The sequence below is a fragment of the Pantoea coffeiphila genome (genome assembly GCF_016909495.1).
GTDB classification, from domain to species: Bacteria; Pseudomonadota; Gammaproteobacteria; order Enterobacterales; family Enterobacteriaceae; genus Erwinia; species Erwinia coffeiphila.
Map to the genome: position 1 here is coordinate 1,103,854 of NZ_JAFBFW010000001.1, position 14,993 is coordinate 1,118,846.

General features: G+C 59.4%; 11 protein-coding genes. 4 read left to right on the plus strand and 7 right to left on the minus strand.

What is annotated here, in order from left to right:
- Positions 1-166: 166 nt before the first annotated feature.
- Positions 167-880 (plus strand): purine-nucleoside phosphorylase, encoded by a 714-nt coding sequence (deoD, locus tag JOE09_RS05145; RefSeq protein WP_239552974.1) that lies wholly within the window; start codon positions 167-169, stop codon positions 878-880.
- A 22-nt stretch (positions 881-902) separates the two neighbouring features.
- Positions 903-2,429 (plus strand): purine-cytosine permease family protein, encoded by a 1,527-nt coding sequence (locus JOE09_RS05150; RefSeq protein ID WP_205064979.1) that lies wholly within the window; start codon positions 903-905, stop codon positions 2,427-2,429.
- A 154-nt stretch (positions 2,430-2,583) separates the two neighbouring features.
- Here the strand turns inward: JOE09_RS05150 and katG are convergent, their stop codons facing one another.
- Both katG and JOE09_RS05160 read right to left on the minus strand, forming a co-directional pair.
- Positions 2,584-4,791 carry a catalase/peroxidase HPI gene (gene katG / locus JOE09_RS05155; protein WP_205064980.1) on the minus strand — a complete coding sequence of 736 codons (2,208 nt, stop codon included), beginning with the start codon at positions 4,789-4,791 and terminating at the stop codon, positions 2,584-2,586.
- Between the two features lie 249 nt (positions 4,792-5,040).
- Entirely contained in the window at positions 5,041-6,312 is a 1,272-nt protein-coding gene (locus JOE09_RS05160) for a 4-aminobutyrate--2-oxoglutarate transaminase (RefSeq protein WP_105592639.1), read from the minus strand.
- A gap of 125 nt (positions 6,313-6,437) precedes the next feature.
- On the opposite strand from JOE09_RS05160, the gene pdxR reads away from it, so the two are divergent.
- Positions 6,438-7,973, plus strand: a complete 1,536-nt coding sequence (pdxR, locus tag JOE09_RS05165) for a MocR-like pyridoxine biosynthesis transcription factor PdxR (RefSeq protein WP_205065124.1) — start codon at positions 6,438-6,440, stop codon at positions 7,971-7,973.
- Positions 7,948-8,880: a LysR family transcriptional regulator gene (locus JOE09_RS05170; protein ID WP_105592640.1), complete on the plus strand. Its 933-nt coding sequence runs from the start codon at positions 7,948-7,950 to the stop codon at positions 8,878-8,880. The genes pdxR and JOE09_RS05170 overlap by 26 nt, the downstream gene beginning before the upstream one ends.
- Before the next feature lie 6 nt (positions 8,881-8,886).
- Here JOE09_RS05170 and JOE09_RS05175 read toward each other — a convergent pair whose 3' ends face one another.
- From JOE09_RS05175 to JOE09_RS05195, 5 genes are all read right to left on the minus strand, one after another.
- Positions 8,887-9,264: a RidA family protein gene (locus tag JOE09_RS05175; RefSeq protein WP_105592641.1), complete on the minus strand. Its 378-nt coding sequence runs from the start codon at positions 9,262-9,264 to the stop codon at positions 8,887-8,889.
- 34 nt (positions 9,265-9,298) lie between these two features.
- Entirely contained in the window at positions 9,299-10,633 is a 1,335-nt protein-coding gene (locus JOE09_RS05180) for an MFS transporter (RefSeq protein ID WP_205064981.1), read from the minus strand.
- A gap of 46 nt (positions 10,634-10,679) precedes the next feature.
- Positions 10,680-11,294: an RraA family protein gene (locus JOE09_RS05185; protein WP_205064982.1), complete on the minus strand. Its 615-nt coding sequence runs from the start codon at positions 11,292-11,294 to the stop codon at positions 10,680-10,682.
- Positions 11,291-12,994, minus strand: coding sequence for a thiamine pyrophosphate-binding protein (locus JOE09_RS05190; protein ID WP_205064983.1), 1,704 nt, complete (start codon positions 12,992-12,994; stop codon positions 11,291-11,293). Before JOE09_RS05190 ends, JOE09_RS05185 begins: the two co-directional genes overlap by 4 nt.
- 730 nt (positions 12,995-13,724) lie before the next feature.
- Positions 13,725-14,990, minus strand: coding sequence for a Zn-dependent hydrolase (locus tag JOE09_RS05195; RefSeq protein WP_205064984.1), 1,266 nt, complete (start codon positions 14,988-14,990; stop codon positions 13,725-13,727).
- Positions 14,991-14,993: the final 3 nt, after the last annotated feature.

The following is a 14,993-nucleotide window of genomic DNA, read 5'->3' on the forward strand; positions in this document are numbered from 1 at the left end:
TCTCGCACTCCTTTCTTCAGCACACCGCGTTTTCTGCGGATTCACCGCCGCACAGAACGGCAAATAAATGAATTTTGTGATCGCCGTCGGCCAGGCCCGGACATTTGCCTTTTTCACGCCGCGCCGGGATTTCTACCATCGGGGCCTGAACCACAGCAGGAGCACTCTGATGACGCCACATATTAATGCCAGGCTCGGCGACTTCGCCGACACCGTAATTATGCCGGGCGATCCGCTGCGCGCGCAGCGTATTGCGGAAACGTATCTGACCGACGCCAGGCGCGTCTGCGATACCCGCAACATGTTCGGCTACACGGGCTACTACAAGGGGAAACGCCTCTCCGTCATGGCGCACGGCATGGGCATCCCTTCCGTTTCGATCTATGTCCACGAACTGATTACCGGCTTTGAGGTGAAAACGCTGATCCGCGTGGGCACCTGCGGCGCGGTGGATGACGGCGTGGATATGCGCAACGTCATCGTCGCCACCGGTGCGGGCACCTCGTCGTCGGTCAACCGCGACCGCTTCGGCGGCTACGACTACGCCGCCGTGGCGGATTTCGATCTGCTGCGCCACTGCTGGACCGTGGCACAACATCAGCAGATCCCCGCGCAGTTCGGCAACACCTTCACCAACGATCTGCTGTACGACAAGCCCGCCGGGATGCTGCCCGCGCTGCGCAAAATGAACATCCTGGCCGTCGAAATGGAAACCTCGGCGCTGTATTCCCTCGCCGCACAGCATCGCGCCAGGGCACTAAGCCTTCTGACCGCCTGCATTAACAGCAATACCGGAGAAGAACCCGCCGCAGAACAACAACAAACCGCGTTAGACAATATGTTCCGGCTGGCATTAGAAACCGCCATTTTTAGCGATTGAACCTCTTGATAAGGCTTATCCGATGACAAACTCTACACAGCAGCCCACCTCCGGCGGGCTAAAAGTTGAAGCCAACGGCGTCAATGCCGTCCCGGAATCTGAACGCTACGGCTCGCCGTCCGGGCTGTTCCCGGTGTGGTTTTCCTGGAACGTCTCAATCCTCGGCATCGCCTACGGGATTTACGTTTACTCTCTGGGACTGAATGTCTGGCAGTCGATCAGCGCCGGTATTGTCGGCTATCTGATCTCCTGCTTCCTGGTGGGTATTCTGGCCGTCGGCGGCCCGCGAACCGGCCTGCCGACGCTGACCCAGACCCGCTTCTGCTTTGGCTATCACGGCAATAAATTCCCGACTCTGTTTGCCTATATTTCCAATATGGGCTGGAAGATCACCCTGATCACCCTCGCCTCCACCTCCGGCGCGGCGCTGTTTGCCAAACTCTGGCCCGCCGCCTTCGCACTGGCCGACGGTAAGCCGACGCTCGGCTGCATACTCAGCTGGTTTATTCTCAGCCTGGTGCTGACCATGTCGGTGGCGGTCTATGGTCATCAGCTGATTATGAAGGTGGAAAAATACATCGCCTGGCTGACCGGCTTTATGAGTATTATCTTTATTTTCCTGATCCTGCCGCACATTCACTGGGATCGCGTTGGCGTCAGCGCCCATCAGGGCAGCCTGCTGACCTGGATCGGCGGCGCGGTAATGGCGATGACCATGGTTGGACTGGGCTTTCTGAACTACGGCGGCGATTTTGCCCGCTATCTGCCGAAGAAAACCCCGGCCTCGAAGGTGATTTTCTGGACCACGGCGGGCATCTCCTTCCCGGTCAGTATCTTGCTGATCCTGGGAACCCTGCTGGCCGACAGCAACCCGGACCTCAGCGCAGCGGCGGCGCAGTCACCGATATCCTCGCTGACCGACCTGCTACCAATGTGGTTCTACGTGCCCTTCTCCGTGGTGATTATTATCTCCCTGCTGTCGGCGGCGATTACCGGTATCTACAGCTCCGGTCTGGCGCTGCTGGCGCTCGGCCTGCCGGTCAGCCGCGCGGCGACCACCGCGATCAATGCGCTGATTATCGGCTTCGGTGCGTTCTATCTGATGTTTATCTCCGACTCCTTCCTGTCGACCTTCCAGTCATTTCTGGCGTCGATTTCGGTGGTCATCGGCTCCGCCGGAGCTATCCAGCTGATTGATTTCGTGCGGCAGAAGCGCCTGGGCTGGGATGTGACCCTGGCCAACAAACCCGAATCGGGCGGCAGAAGCGGACGCTGGACGGCGCTGCTGGCGCTGTGCGTCGCCACGCTGGTCGGCTTGGGGACCATTACCTCCAGCGATCCCTATATCGCACATATCGTCGGATTTTTACTGACCGATGAAGCCCGCAAAAGCCTGTTTGCCACGGCGAACATTGGCGTGATTGTCTCAATGGTGACCGGCGGCGGGATCTATGCGCTGCTGACTTTTGTGCTGAAGATTGAATCGGCTTCGGCGTCTGATACTCAGAGCGGGAAGCTTAAGGCGAGCCATCCGCAGAAAGCGCTGTAACTTACTTAGCGATAGCCGCTGCGCCTGCGAAAGCACATCAGACAGGCGCGGTGGCACAGCGAAGCCGGACGTTAAGCGTATAACGTTCGGCCTTCGCCGCATAAACCGGGCGGGCGTCTGTTCTCCCCGGCAGATATCACCGGGGAAAAGTCGGTCAAAGTTCGAAGCGGTCCAGATTCATCACCCGGGTCCAGGCGGCAACAAAGTCCTTCACAAACTTCTCTTTCGCATCCTCACTGGCATAAACCTCCGCCGAAGCGCGCAGCACGGCGTTGGAGCCAAACACCAGATCCGCGCGGGTGGCAGTATATTTCACCTCCCCGCTCTGACGATCGCGCCCTTCAAACCGCTCGGCGCTGGCATCTGTCGCTTTCCATTCGGTACGCATATCCAGCAGATTAACGAAGAAGTCGGCGGTCAGTTCGCCCGGCCGGTCGGTAAATATTCCGTGCTGGCTGCCGTCGTAGTTGGCACCCAGCGCACGCAGCCCGCCCACCAGCACCGTCAGTTCCGGCACGGTCAGCGTCAGCTGCTGGGCTTTATCGATCAGCAGATTTTCAGTCGAACCGCCGCCGTGCCCGCGATAGTTGCGGAAACCATCGGCCAGCGGCTTCAGCCAGGCGAATGATTCGACATCGGTCTGATCCTGACGTGCATCCACGCGGCCCGGGGTAAACGGCACCTCGATGTCCACTCCGGCTGCCTTCGCCGCCAGCTCCACGCCCACCGCACCGGCCAGCACAATCACATCCGCCAGCGAAGCTTTTTGCACCGACTGCTGGATCGCTTCCAGCTTCGGCAGCACGCGGGCGGCAACGGCGTTGACCTCCCATTCGCGCTGCGGCAGCAGGGCGAGCCGTGCCCCGTTGGCACCGCCGCGCTTATCACCGCCGCGGAAGGTGGAGGCCGAAGCCCACGCCACCGAGACCAGCTCACTCACCGTCAAACCGGAGGATTTGATTTTCTCTTTCAGTAACGCAATATCGCCGACCGTTGGGTGATAAACCGGCTGCGGCAGCGGGTCCTGCCAGATTAAATCTTCTTTCGGGACTTCCGGTCCGATGTAGCGTGCTTTCGGCCCCATATCGCGGTGGGTCAGCTTGTACCAGGCGCGGGCGAAGGCTTCATTAAACGCCTGCGGGTCGTTCAGGAAGCGGCGCGAAATCTTCTCGAATTCCGGGTCGAAGCGCAGGGTCAGGTCGGTGACCAGCATGGTTGGCTTATGCTTCTTCGCACTGTCGAAGGCATCGGGGATCACATCCCCTGCATTGCTGGCTTCAAACTGAATCGCCCCTGCCGGGCTGCGGGTCTGCACCCACTCGTATTTGAACAGGTTCTCAAAGAAATAGTTGCTCCACTGGGTTGGCGTCTGCGACCAGGTCACTTCCAGGCCGGAGGTGATGGCATGCGCACCGGACCCGCTGCCGTAGCTGCTGGCCCAGCCCAGGCCCTGGGCTTCAATCGGGGAGGCTTCCGGATCGGTCCCGACGTGGCTGGCCGGTGCCGCTCCGTGGGTTTTCCCCAGCGTATGGCCACCGGCAATCAGCGCAACGATCTCTTCATCATTCATGCCCATATTGCCAAAGGTGGCGCGGATGGCCGGAGCCGCCGAAGCCGGATCGCCGCTGTGTTCCGGGCCTTCCGGGTTGACGTAGATCAGCCCCATTTCGGTTGCCCCCAGCGGAGACTGCGCCAGCGCTTCCGGGTGACGGTGCTCAAGCCAGGTTTTTTCATCACCCCAGTTCACATCCTGATCCGGTTCCCAGACGTCTTCACGCCCGGCACCGAAGCCGAAGGTGCGGAAGCCGGAGTTTTCCAGCGCCACGTTACCGGCAAGAATATAGAGGTCGGCCCAGGAGATTTTCTGGCCGTATTTCTGCTTCACCGGCCACAGCAGACGGCGCGCTTTATCCAGGCTGACGTTATCAGGCCAGGAGTTGAGCGGCGCAAAGCGCTGCTGGCCGCGTCCGGAGCCGCCGCGTCCGTCAACCGAGCGGTAGGTCCCCGCGCTGTGCCACGCCATACGAATAAACAGCCCGATATAGCTGCCCCAGTCGGCGGGCCACCAGGACTGCGAATCGGTCAGCAGCGCTTTCAGATCGCCTTTCAGAGCGGAATAGTCGAGTTTGGCGAACTCTTTACGGTAATCAAAAGATTCACCTAATGGATTAGATCGGGAGGAGTGCTGGTTTAACAGGTCAACGCGCAGCTGGTTAGGCCACCAGTCGCGATTGCCCGTGCCGCCGCCGGAGGTTTGATTCGGTTTCCCCGCATGGAAAGGGCATTTACCGGCCGGGGCTTCTCTGTCTGCTTCAACAATCGGCTTTGCATCGTTTGCTTCTTGATCGGTCGAATTGCTCATTGCTCTACTCCTGTTGTTATTCTCTGGCTACTCTATACGCGGGTTTAAGCGGGTCACATTTGAAACACCCTATATATTTAATAGCCTTTTCCTTACTTTCTGAGAGGAGTAATGAAAACTGTCGGGCAATCAGCCTATTGGCGGGCAACAATTCGCATAATTTGGCTTTTTAGCGCTGAATCCGTTGTTTGCAGGCCAACAACGCAAAAGGCCTGCATTATGCAGGCCTTTATTCGGTTAGAAAGGCGATCAGATGGCTTTTAGCGCATCGCTCAGGATCGCCAGTGCCCTTTTGAACTGGGCATCAGGAATCGTAAGCGGGTAGAGAAAGCGGATAACGTTGCCGTAAGTGCCGCATGAGAGCAGCAGCAGACCGTTTTCCAGCGCTTTCTGCTGCACCAGGCGGGTTAGCTCCGCCGACGGCTGGCCGGTAGCGGGATCGTTTAGCTCAACGGCAACCATCGATCCCAGCGCACGAACCTCCGCAATCGCCGCGCATTCCGTTTTCAGGCCGTTCAGCACCTCAGCCAGTTCGCTGCCGAGGCGGCGGGAGCGTTCGCAAAGCCGCTCACCGTCGATAATATCCAGCACCGCATGCGCGGCGGCCAGCGCCAGCGGGTTCCCCGCGTAAGTACCGCCCAGTCCACCCGGTGCAGGTGCATCCATCACCTCGGCCTTACCGGCCACCGCCGACAGGGGCAGACCACCCGCCAGGCTTTTCGCCATCGTCAGCAAATCGACCTCCACATCCGGGTAATGCTCCATCGCAAACATCTCGCCGGTGCGGGCAAAACCGGCCTGTACCTCATCGGCAATCATCAAAATACCGTGCCGATCGCAAAGCTCACGCAGCGCCCGCATAAAATCGGCCGGAGCAATATTAAAACCGCCTTCCCCCTGGACCGGTTCCAGAATAATCGCCGCCACCTGCTTCGGGTCGATATCGGTTTTAAACAGCGTTTCCAGGCTGGCAAGGGCCTCTTCGGTGGATACGCCGTGCAGTGCGTTCGGATAACGGGCGTGGAAGACCTGTCCGGGGAACGGCCCGAAACCGAGCTTGTAGGGAGCCACTTTGCCGGTCAGCGCCATGGTCATAAAGGTACGACCGTGGAACGCACCGCCAAAAGCAATAACGCCGGGGCGCCCGGTATGCGCGCGGGCAATTTTCACCGCGTTTTCCACCGCTTCTGCGCCCGTTGAGAAAAATGCCGTTTTGCACGGCCCGGCAATCGGCACGCGCTGGTTAATTTTCTCGGCCAGCGAGACGTAGCTTTCATAGGGAACAATCTGGTAGGCGGTATGCGTAAACTGCGTCAGCTGCCGGGTGACGGCCTCAATGATTTTTGCATGGCGATGCCCGGTATTCAGCACCGCAATCCCGGCGGCAAAATCAATATATTCGCGGCCTTCCACATCCCACAGCGTGGCATTCTCCGCCCGTTCGGCAAAGAAATTACACATCACACCGATACCACGGGGTGTGGCCTGCTGACGTCGTTGATTCAGTTCTGCATTATTCATTATGTCCCTCACTTAAAATCGGCAACCGGCGAATAAAGTACTTTGAACGCGTACGTATTAATGATTATATAGCCCTAAATTGGCCCCATAAACGAGAGCCAGTTATGAATACTTTAGGGGGCCAATTGCGATCGCTTAACGGGGATTTACTGCTGCAGCGCCTGGCCGCACAGCCGGGGAATAAGCGCTATACACGGTTATACAATGCGGTACGGCTCAGCATTCTTGACGGCAGCCTGCCGCCCCGCACCCGGCTACCGCCGTCCAGAGATCTGGCCCAGGAACTCACGCTTTCCCGAAATACGGTGCTCAAAGTGTATGAGCAGCTGCTGGCAGAAGGCTATCTGGAGGCGCGGGCAGGCAGCGGGACTTTCGTCACCGACAGCGTGCCCGACCTGCCGCCGGTGCCTGCCACTCCCGTACAGCGCCAGCCGGAGCCGGTTTCCCCACCCGCGCTGTCGCAGCGAGGCATGGCGCTGATCGCCAATGCCAGCGCCGGTCCCCGACAGTGGGGGGCATTTATGCCCGGCGTACCGGACGTGTCGGCCTTCCCGCATAAGCTGTTTGCCAAATACCTCAACCGCTTCAGCCGCCAGCCCGCGCCGCAGCATCTCACCTACAACAGCCATCCCGGCGGCAGTCGGGAATTGCAGCAGGCGCTGGTTGACTATCTGCGAGTGGCGCGTTCCGTTCAGTGCCTGCCGGAGCAGATCCTGATAACCGAGGGCATACATCAGGCGCTGGATCTGGTGACCCGCATGCTGTGCAATCCGGGTGATTCAGCGTGGGTCGAAGAGCCGGGCTACTGGGGCATCCGTAACATTCTGCGGATGAACGACGTTAACCTCTGCCCGGTGACGGTCGATGAGGCCGGTATGCTGCCGCCGGACGATATGCTGACCGTGCCGCCCCGACTGATTTTCGTCACCCCTTCGCATCAGTATCCGCTCGGTTCCGTCATGAGCCTTTCGCGCCGTCAGCAGCTGCTGGCGATTGCCCGCAGGCAGGGCAGCTGGATCGTTGAGGATGATTACGACAGCGAATTCCGCTTTGCCGGTCAGCCAATCCCGTCGCTACAGGGGCTGGAAGCCGGTGCGCCGGTGATTTATATCGGCACCTTCAGCAAAACGCTCTATCCCGGTTTGCGCCTCGGCTATGTGGTGTTCCCTGAGCCGCTGGCTGCCGCCATGATGACGGCGCACGCCGAGTTTTATCGCGCCGGGCATCTGATTGCACAAAACGCCCTCGCCCACTTTATTACCGACGGGCATTACAGCGCGCATATTCGCCGTATGCGCCTGCAGTACGGCAAACGCCGCGCCTGCCTGGTCGCACTGATCGAACAGCATTTTGGCGACGGGGCGTTGCATCCCTTCAGCAGTAATGCCGGTCTGCACGTGGTGTTGCGTTTACCCGAGCAAGTGGATGACGTTCGGCTGGCCGCTATCGCCAACGAACGCGGCGTTCTGGTCCGCCCCCTGTCGCGTTACTACCTGGGTTCACGGAAAGAAACCGGCCTGCTGATGGGCTTTTCCACCCTGCCGGAAGAGGACATGCGGCAGGCGTTCGGCGTACTGATTGCCTGTATTCAGACGCACTATCCCGCACTGCGGCTCACCGCCGAGGAAGAAAATCATGTCACCGATTCACGACCGTCTTGACTGGAACCTGCTGCGTACATTTCTGGCGATTGTTCAGGAGGGCAGCATCAGCCGCGCTGCGGTTCGCCTGCACCTGTCGCAGCCCGCCGTCAGTCTGGCGCTGAAACGGCTGGAAGAGCGGCTGGGCGAAAGCCTGATCGCCCGCAGCGGATCGGCATTCACGCTGACCGCCGCCGGGGAGATGGTCTACCAGGAATCGCTGGTTATTTACGGCAGTATTGCCCGCCTGTCGCTCGCCGTGCAGGATATCCCCCAGGATCTGAGCGGCGTGGTGCGACTGGCGCTGGTATCCGGTGTTAACAGCGAGATTATGGATAGCGTGATTGCCCGGTTTCACGCCGATCATCCCCGCGTCACGTTTGATATCACCACCGGCTCCAGCCATGAGGTACAGCATGCGCTGCTGCACTATCAGGCCGGGCTGGGCGTTTCCCTGCGGCATAAACCGGTACAGGGGCTGGCGCACGCGCCGCTGCTGCACCAGCGCTATTTTCTTTACTGCGGCCGCAGCCATCCGCTGTATGGTCGGCAACAACTTGAGGTTGATGACCTCCGTCACGAGGCATTTATCTCCTTCGCCAGTGAGCAGCTCGACGGCGTCCTCGCGCCGCTGGCGCTGTTCCGCGCCCAGCAGGCGCTGGAAGGCACCGTGGTGGGCACCAGCTCCAGCCTGCATGAAGTGAAGCGGATGATCCGCTGTGGCTTAGGTATCGGGGCCCTGCCGGAACATGTGGTGAACGATGAAACCGCCGCCGGGCACCTGTGGCAGCTGCCACCCGAAGACGGTATTGCGCAGATTACGCTGTATCTGATGTGGAATGAGGTGCTGAAGATCAACAAGGCCGAAGAGGCCTTTCTCTGCCGGTTGAAAGAGGCGTTGTTTAACGCGGGCTATTCACCCGCTTAACGCCGCTCAGGGGTGTTCAATAACCTGAGCGACACAGTCGATCTCCAGCTCCACGCCCCATAGCGACACGCAGACGGTGGTTCTGGCCGGCGGCGCATGCCCGAGGAACTCCCGGTAAACGCGGTTGAACGTTTCCAGCTGGTCAGGATCGGTCAGATAGCCGTTCACCTTGATAACGTGGTCGAAGTCAGACCCCGCAGCCCGCAGGCAGGCTTCGAGATTACGCAGCGTCTGGCGGACCCGCTCCTCAAAACTGTCCGGCTGACTGCCGCTGGCGTCCAGCGGAATTTGCCCCGCCGTCCACACCAGGTTGCCGCTGACGACGGCCTGCGAATACGGGCCTGCGGGGGAGGGTGAATTTTGCGCGGCGGTAATGCGTTTCATAACTTTCTCTCATTGGATTTTCGGTGAAGTTGGCTCAGCGCTTTTCGTCTGCGCTGCTGCGTAGGTCGCGGCGGAAGGTTTCGGTCAGCAGCAGCAGCGCCACCAGCGAAATCAATGCCGATCCCATCAGATACCAGGCCACCGACGATCCCTTCCCGGTCCAGGAAAGCAGCGCGGTGGTGACGATTGGCGTGGTGGCGCTGCCCAGCAGGCCGGAGAGCATATAGGCCACCGACAGCCCGGAATAGCGAACCCGGGTGCCAAACAGTTCGGCAAGGAAGGTGGCGATGGGGCCGTAGTTGGCGGCAAACGCCGTCATCAGCAACCCGTAGCCGAGGAAGACCAGCGGCAGCGACTGGGTATCCATCAGCCAGAACATCGGGAAGGCGACAACCGCTTCGGCAATGATGCCGCCGATAATCACCGGCTTGCGGCCAAAGCGATCCGACAGTGCGCCAAAGGCGGGCAGCAGCACAATGCAGAGCGCGCAGGAAGCCAGCACCACGGTAAGCATGATCGAGCGGCTGAAGCCGAGCGTCTGCGTGCCGTAGGTCAGGCCGAAGGCGACGATAATATTAAAGGATGAACCCGTGGACATGGTGGCAACCCCGCCCAGCAGTACCTGCTTCCAGTGTTTACGGGCGATCTCCAGCAGCGGCACCTTCACCTGCTGCTGCTGTTTTTTCGTTTCCTGGAAGACCGGCGTTTCATGGATATTCAGGCGGATATACAGGCCAACGGCGATCAGCAGCGCGCTGGCCAGGAACGGAATGCGCCAGCCCCAGCTCAGCAGATCTTCCAGTGGGAACAGCGCCGCAATCGCCAGAAACGCCAGGTTGGCCAGCAGGGTGCCGACCGGCACGCCGATTTGCACCCACGAGCCGTACAGGCCGCGTTTATTCTCCGGAGCGTGCTCCACCGCCATCAGTACCGCACCGCCCCACTCACCGCCCAGCGCCAGGCCCTGAATCAGCCGCAGCGTCAGCAGCAGAATCGGTGCCCAGATGCCAATAGCGGCATAGTCCGGCAGCAGCCCGATAGCGAAGGTCGAAATGCCCATCGCCAGCAGCGAGATCAGCAGCATCGATTTTCGCCCCAGCCTGTCGCCAAAATGCCCGAACAGCGCAGCACCGACGATACGCGCGCCGTAGGCGGAAGCGAATGTGCCGAACGCCAGCAGCGTGCCGATCAACGCATCAAACGAAGGAAAGAATATTTTATTAAACACCAGCGCGGAGGCGGTGGCGAAAATAAACAGATCGTACCATTCAACCGTCGTACCAATAACGCTGGCTACCGCAATTTTTTTCATATTCACTTTTGCGGGCACGTCAGAAATCACAGCATCGTAATTCACCGAGCTTGTCATGCTTTTCTCTCCAGTGGGTTGGGCTTCGCGAAATATAACGTTGGAATTATCCGTGACCGTAAATATCAGCCAGGCTTATTCCCTGTTTTAGTTGTTCAATAATTAATGGCTCCTGCTGTTGCATCCGCAGCGCCTGCTGTAAATGTGTTTCGAATTCGCTGCGTGGCAGTGCCAGCACGCCATTTTCATCGGCAAGAATAATATCGCCGGGGTTCACGCCAACTCCGCCACAAATAATCGGCTTATTTACCGATCCACCCTGCTTTCCTTTTTTCGTGGTTAACGGCGATCGTCCTTTGCACCACACCGGAAACGGTGCGGCAATAATCGCCGAAATATCGGTGATGTACCCGTCGAGTACCACCGCGACAATTCCCGCCTGCTGAGCAGCCGCGGTCATTACTGCTCCCCAGCAGGCATGTCGGTCATCGTTGAGCCGCTCAATCACCAGAATGCTGCCCTGCTCCGCACTTTGCAGCGCAGCGGGCAGGCTGTAGCCGTCATCCTCCGGCAGCGAAACGGTCACCGCCGGGCCACAGCAGCGCACGGCGGGCAGCACACACTGCAACTGCGGATGCATAAAGCCGTGATCGATGATGTGCCCGAGCGTGGCGGTTTCTATCGTTAACAGCTGGGTAAGTAAGGAAGATGGAAGGCTCATGCACGCCTCTCTTCCAGCGCTTTGCGCTGAATGTCGCTGAGTAAAATGCCGGGCGCAATGCCGTTGGCGTCGTAGCGCAGTTCCAGAATCGCCGGGCGCTGATGTTCCTCCGCAAACGCCAGCGCCTGGCGAAACGCGTCCTCGAAATCGTCAATGTGGTCCACAACGTTACCGAAGCCTTCATAGGCGGCGGCCAGACGGGCAAACTCGGGGTTAGTGAAGCGCAGCGCCGTTTCCCGGCCGGGGAAGTCCCGCTCCTGATGGGCGCGAATGGTCCCCCACATACCGTTATTGAACACCAGTACCACCACGCCAACGCCGTACTGCAGGGCGACACCCAGCTCCTGCATATTCATCTGGAAACAGCCGTCGCCGGCATAGCAAACGGCTGGCTGCTGAGGATTCTCCAGCTTGTAAGAGATAGCGGCAGGCAGGCCGTAGCCCATCGATCCCACCGTGGGTGCCAGCGAGCTGCCCAGCCCGCGAAAAGCAATATAACGATGCGGATAGAGCGCGTAGTTCCCGGCCCCCACCGTGATACAGCCCCGGCCTTCCAGCACTTTTGCCACCGTGGCCGACACCCGATCCAGGCTCAGGTTACCCGGCGAGGCGAGCGGTTCCAATGTATCCCGCCACGCCCGGCGCGCACGTTGCCGCAGCGCGGACCAGGCGGGATTTCCGACGGGCCGGAGCGCCGCCAGCGATGCGGCGAAGGCATTGACGCTGGCGTTAATCGCCAGATCGGGGCGATAAACCCGGCCCAGCTCTTCAGGATCGGCATAGATATGGATCAGCTTCTGACGCGGGTGGGGCGATGTAATCCAGCTGTAGCCTTCGCTGGTGGCTTCTCCGAGGCGGGTGCCGAGGGCGATAATCAGGTCGCTGTCGATCAGCTGCTGCCGAAGCGCATCGGGCATGCCGAAGCCCACGTGGCCGACAAACTGTTCGTCCTGCTGGTCGTAGCACTCCAGCCGACGCCAGGCGACGCCCACCGGCAGGTCAAAGCGCTGAGCAAACGCCTGCAGCTGCAGCTGGGCCTCTTGCGACCAGCCGCTGCCGCCCACCAGCAGAAACGGCCGTTCGGCCCGCTCGATGGCGTCAGCAAACTCCGCCATCTGCGCGCTCCCCGGCCAGGTTTCCAGCCGCGGCCGGGCCGGAACGATGGCGGCATCGGATTCTCCCCACAGCACATCCTCCGGCAGTGCCAGCACCACCGGCCCGGGGCGGCCACTGGTAGCGATCGCCCAGGCGCGGGCCACATACTCAGGAATGCGTTCGGTGCGATCGATTTGCGCAACCCACTTGGCCATTTGCCCGAACATCCGCCGGTAGTCGATCTCCTGAAAGGCTTCGCGTTCAACAAAGTCGTTTCCCACCTGGCCGATAAACAGGATCATCGGCGTGGAGTCCTGGAAGGCGGTGTGCACGCCAATCGAGGCATTGGTGGCTCCCGGCCCGCGGGTGACCATGCAAATCCCCGGTTCGCCGGTCATTTTGCCATAGGCTTCCGCCATAAAGGCCGCCCCGCTCTCCTGACGGCAAACGATGGGCTGAATGCGGTCGCGGTGCTCATTGAAGGCATCAATACAGGGCAGAAAGCTCTCGCCCGGGACCAGAAAAATTCGGCGCGCGCCCTGCTCCCGCAGCTGTTCCAATACCATTTGTCCGCCGTTACGCGGGGCAATGTTTGATCCTGTCATTTCTCACTCCGAATTACAAAATTTGGTTTTCTTGATTAGCGTACGAGGGTTGGAAATAATTTATTATTTATTAGTTAATATATTAACTACGCACTTTCAGATTCACGCAGCGGTGATATTTCGTCAACTTTAATATTTTTATAAGCCGTATAAATTTGGTTTATGACTTAATATAAATATTCACACTCACCATCACAGTGCGTTATTTACCAGCAGGAGCAAAAAAGGGGCGACGGTTGCACACCCACAAAGCAAAGGAATAATAAAAACTTATAACTGTAACTTCACATAAGTTATTTATATTACCTGCGCGATAGTCGATACAGGGAAAATTGAAAATTCTCAACTGATAAAATGTGGGTAATATCACTGTTTAATCCTGGCGATTTTAATATATGTGATGAGTGTGTCGGTGGAGGTTTTATTTTCGGCATGCTGGCTGAGCTCTGAACGTAGATGTTAAAAGCATTGCTGTGGGATCGCGACCGGGCTAAGGATGTGGGGCGGCTTGCTGCACCGGCACAAGTATGTCCCTATAGCATGACGCACGGCCATCCCTGGCCGTGAGTCTGCATCAAGCCGCCCCACATCCTTTCCTCATTAACTTCTTCATCGCTGTTTAAAACGATAAAGCATACAGAGATACAGGTTTGCCGATCCAGTGTGCGCCATCCCCCCTGGACCATATCCCAACGCACAGGCGAATTTCGCCCAGCCATCCAACCAACTGTTAACGATTCGCCCGTCCCCACACCGCCTGCAACAGCACATTGGCCCCCTGCTCCGCGTGGTCCGGCTCAATACTCTCCGCCTCGTTATGACTGATCCCTCCGGCACAGGGGATAAAAATCATCGTCGTCGGGCAGTGTTTGGCAATATGAATCGCATCGTGGCCCGCCCCGCTAATAATGCGCTGATGAGCGTATCCCAGCATCCGGGCGGCGCTGTCGACGCGATCAACGCAGTCGCTGTCGAACGGCGTTGCCGCACTCAGCCAGTGCTGTTTCACCGTCACCTGCACGCCACGCCCCTCCGCAACCGCCGCCAGCGCCAGCCGACACTCGCTATCGAAGCGGGCCAGCACCTCGTCATCCGGGTGGCGCAGATCCAGGCTCAGGGTGATGCTGCCCGGAATGGTATTGCGGGACGGCGAAGCGATAGTCAGCTCGCCAATCGTCAGCATCCCCTCGGGTGCAAACCGCGCGGCGACCCTCTCCAGCTCTGCGGCCATTGCCGCCACCGCCAGAAGCGCATCGCGTCGGCTCGCCATCGGCGTGGTTCCGGCGTGTGCAGAATGCCCTTCCACCGTGATATCCAGCCAGCGGATAGCCTGGCCGCCGGTGACCACGCCGATCGTCCGCTGACTGGCCTCCAGTACCGGGCCCTGTTCAATATGCGCTTCAAAATAGGCATCAAAGGGGCGACCAAACGGACTTTCCCCGGCCCACTGCTCCTGCTTCAGCACACGCTCCACGCTGATGCCGTCGCTGTCCTGTCGCGCCAGCGCCTCGGCCAGCGGCATGATGCCGGCAAACACCGCCGACCCCATCATCGCAGGCGTAAAGCGCGCCCCCTCTTCATTGGTCCATACCGCAATCTCCACGCTGCGCCGGGGCCGGATACCGGCATCGCTGAACGTGCGGATGACTTCCAGAGCAGCCAGTACGCCGTACACCCCGTCAAAACGCCCGCCCTTCGGCTGCGTGTCCAGATGGCTGCCCATCACTACCGCATCGGCCCGGCTATCCGTACCGGCATAGCGGCAGAACAGATTACCGATGGCATCACTGGTGACCGTCATGCCCAGCTGCTGACAGTCGGCAATAAATTTTCGCCGCCCTGCGCTGTCTTCCGGCGATAAGGTCAGGCGGCTGTTGCCGCCTTTATCGGTGGCACCAATCGCCGCCATCTCCATCAGGTTTTGCCACAGCCGTTCACCGTTAACGCGAAGGGCCGCCGGATCGGCGCTGACTGCATCGTGCTGCTGACTGCTCATCGT

Coding starts and splice junctions, on each gene's coding strand:
- JOE09_RS05160 (WP_105592639.1), bottom strand. CDS start 6,312: ATGAATAATGCAGAACTGAATCAACGACGTCAGCAGGCCACACCCCGT.
- JOE09_RS05150 (WP_205064979.1), top strand. CDS start 903: ATGACAAACTCTACACAGCAGCCCACCTCCGGCGGGCTAAAAGTTGAA.
- katG (WP_205064980.1), bottom strand. CDS start 4,791: ATGAGCAATTCGACCGATCAAGAAGCAAACGATGCAAAGCCGATTGTT.
- JOE09_RS05190 (WP_205064983.1), bottom strand. CDS start 12,994: ATGACAGGATCAAACATTGCCCCGCGTAACGGCGGACAAATGGTATTG.
- JOE09_RS05195 (WP_205064984.1), bottom strand. CDS start 14,990: ATGAGCAGTCAGCAGCACGATGCAGTCAGCGCCGATCCGGCGGCCCTT.
- JOE09_RS05185 (WP_205064982.1), bottom strand. CDS start 11,294: ATGAGCCTTCCATCTTCCTTACTTACCCAGCTGTTAACGATAGAAACC.
- JOE09_RS05170 (WP_105592640.1), top strand. CDS start 7,948: ATGTCACCGATTCACGACCGTCTTGACTGGAACCTGCTGCGTACATTT.
- JOE09_RS05175 (WP_105592641.1), bottom strand. CDS start 9,264: ATGAAACGCATTACCGCCGCGCAAAATTCACCCTCCCCCGCAGGCCCG.
- JOE09_RS05180 (WP_205064981.1), bottom strand. CDS start 10,633: ATGACAAGCTCGGTGAATTACGATGCTGTGATTTCTGACGTGCCCGCA.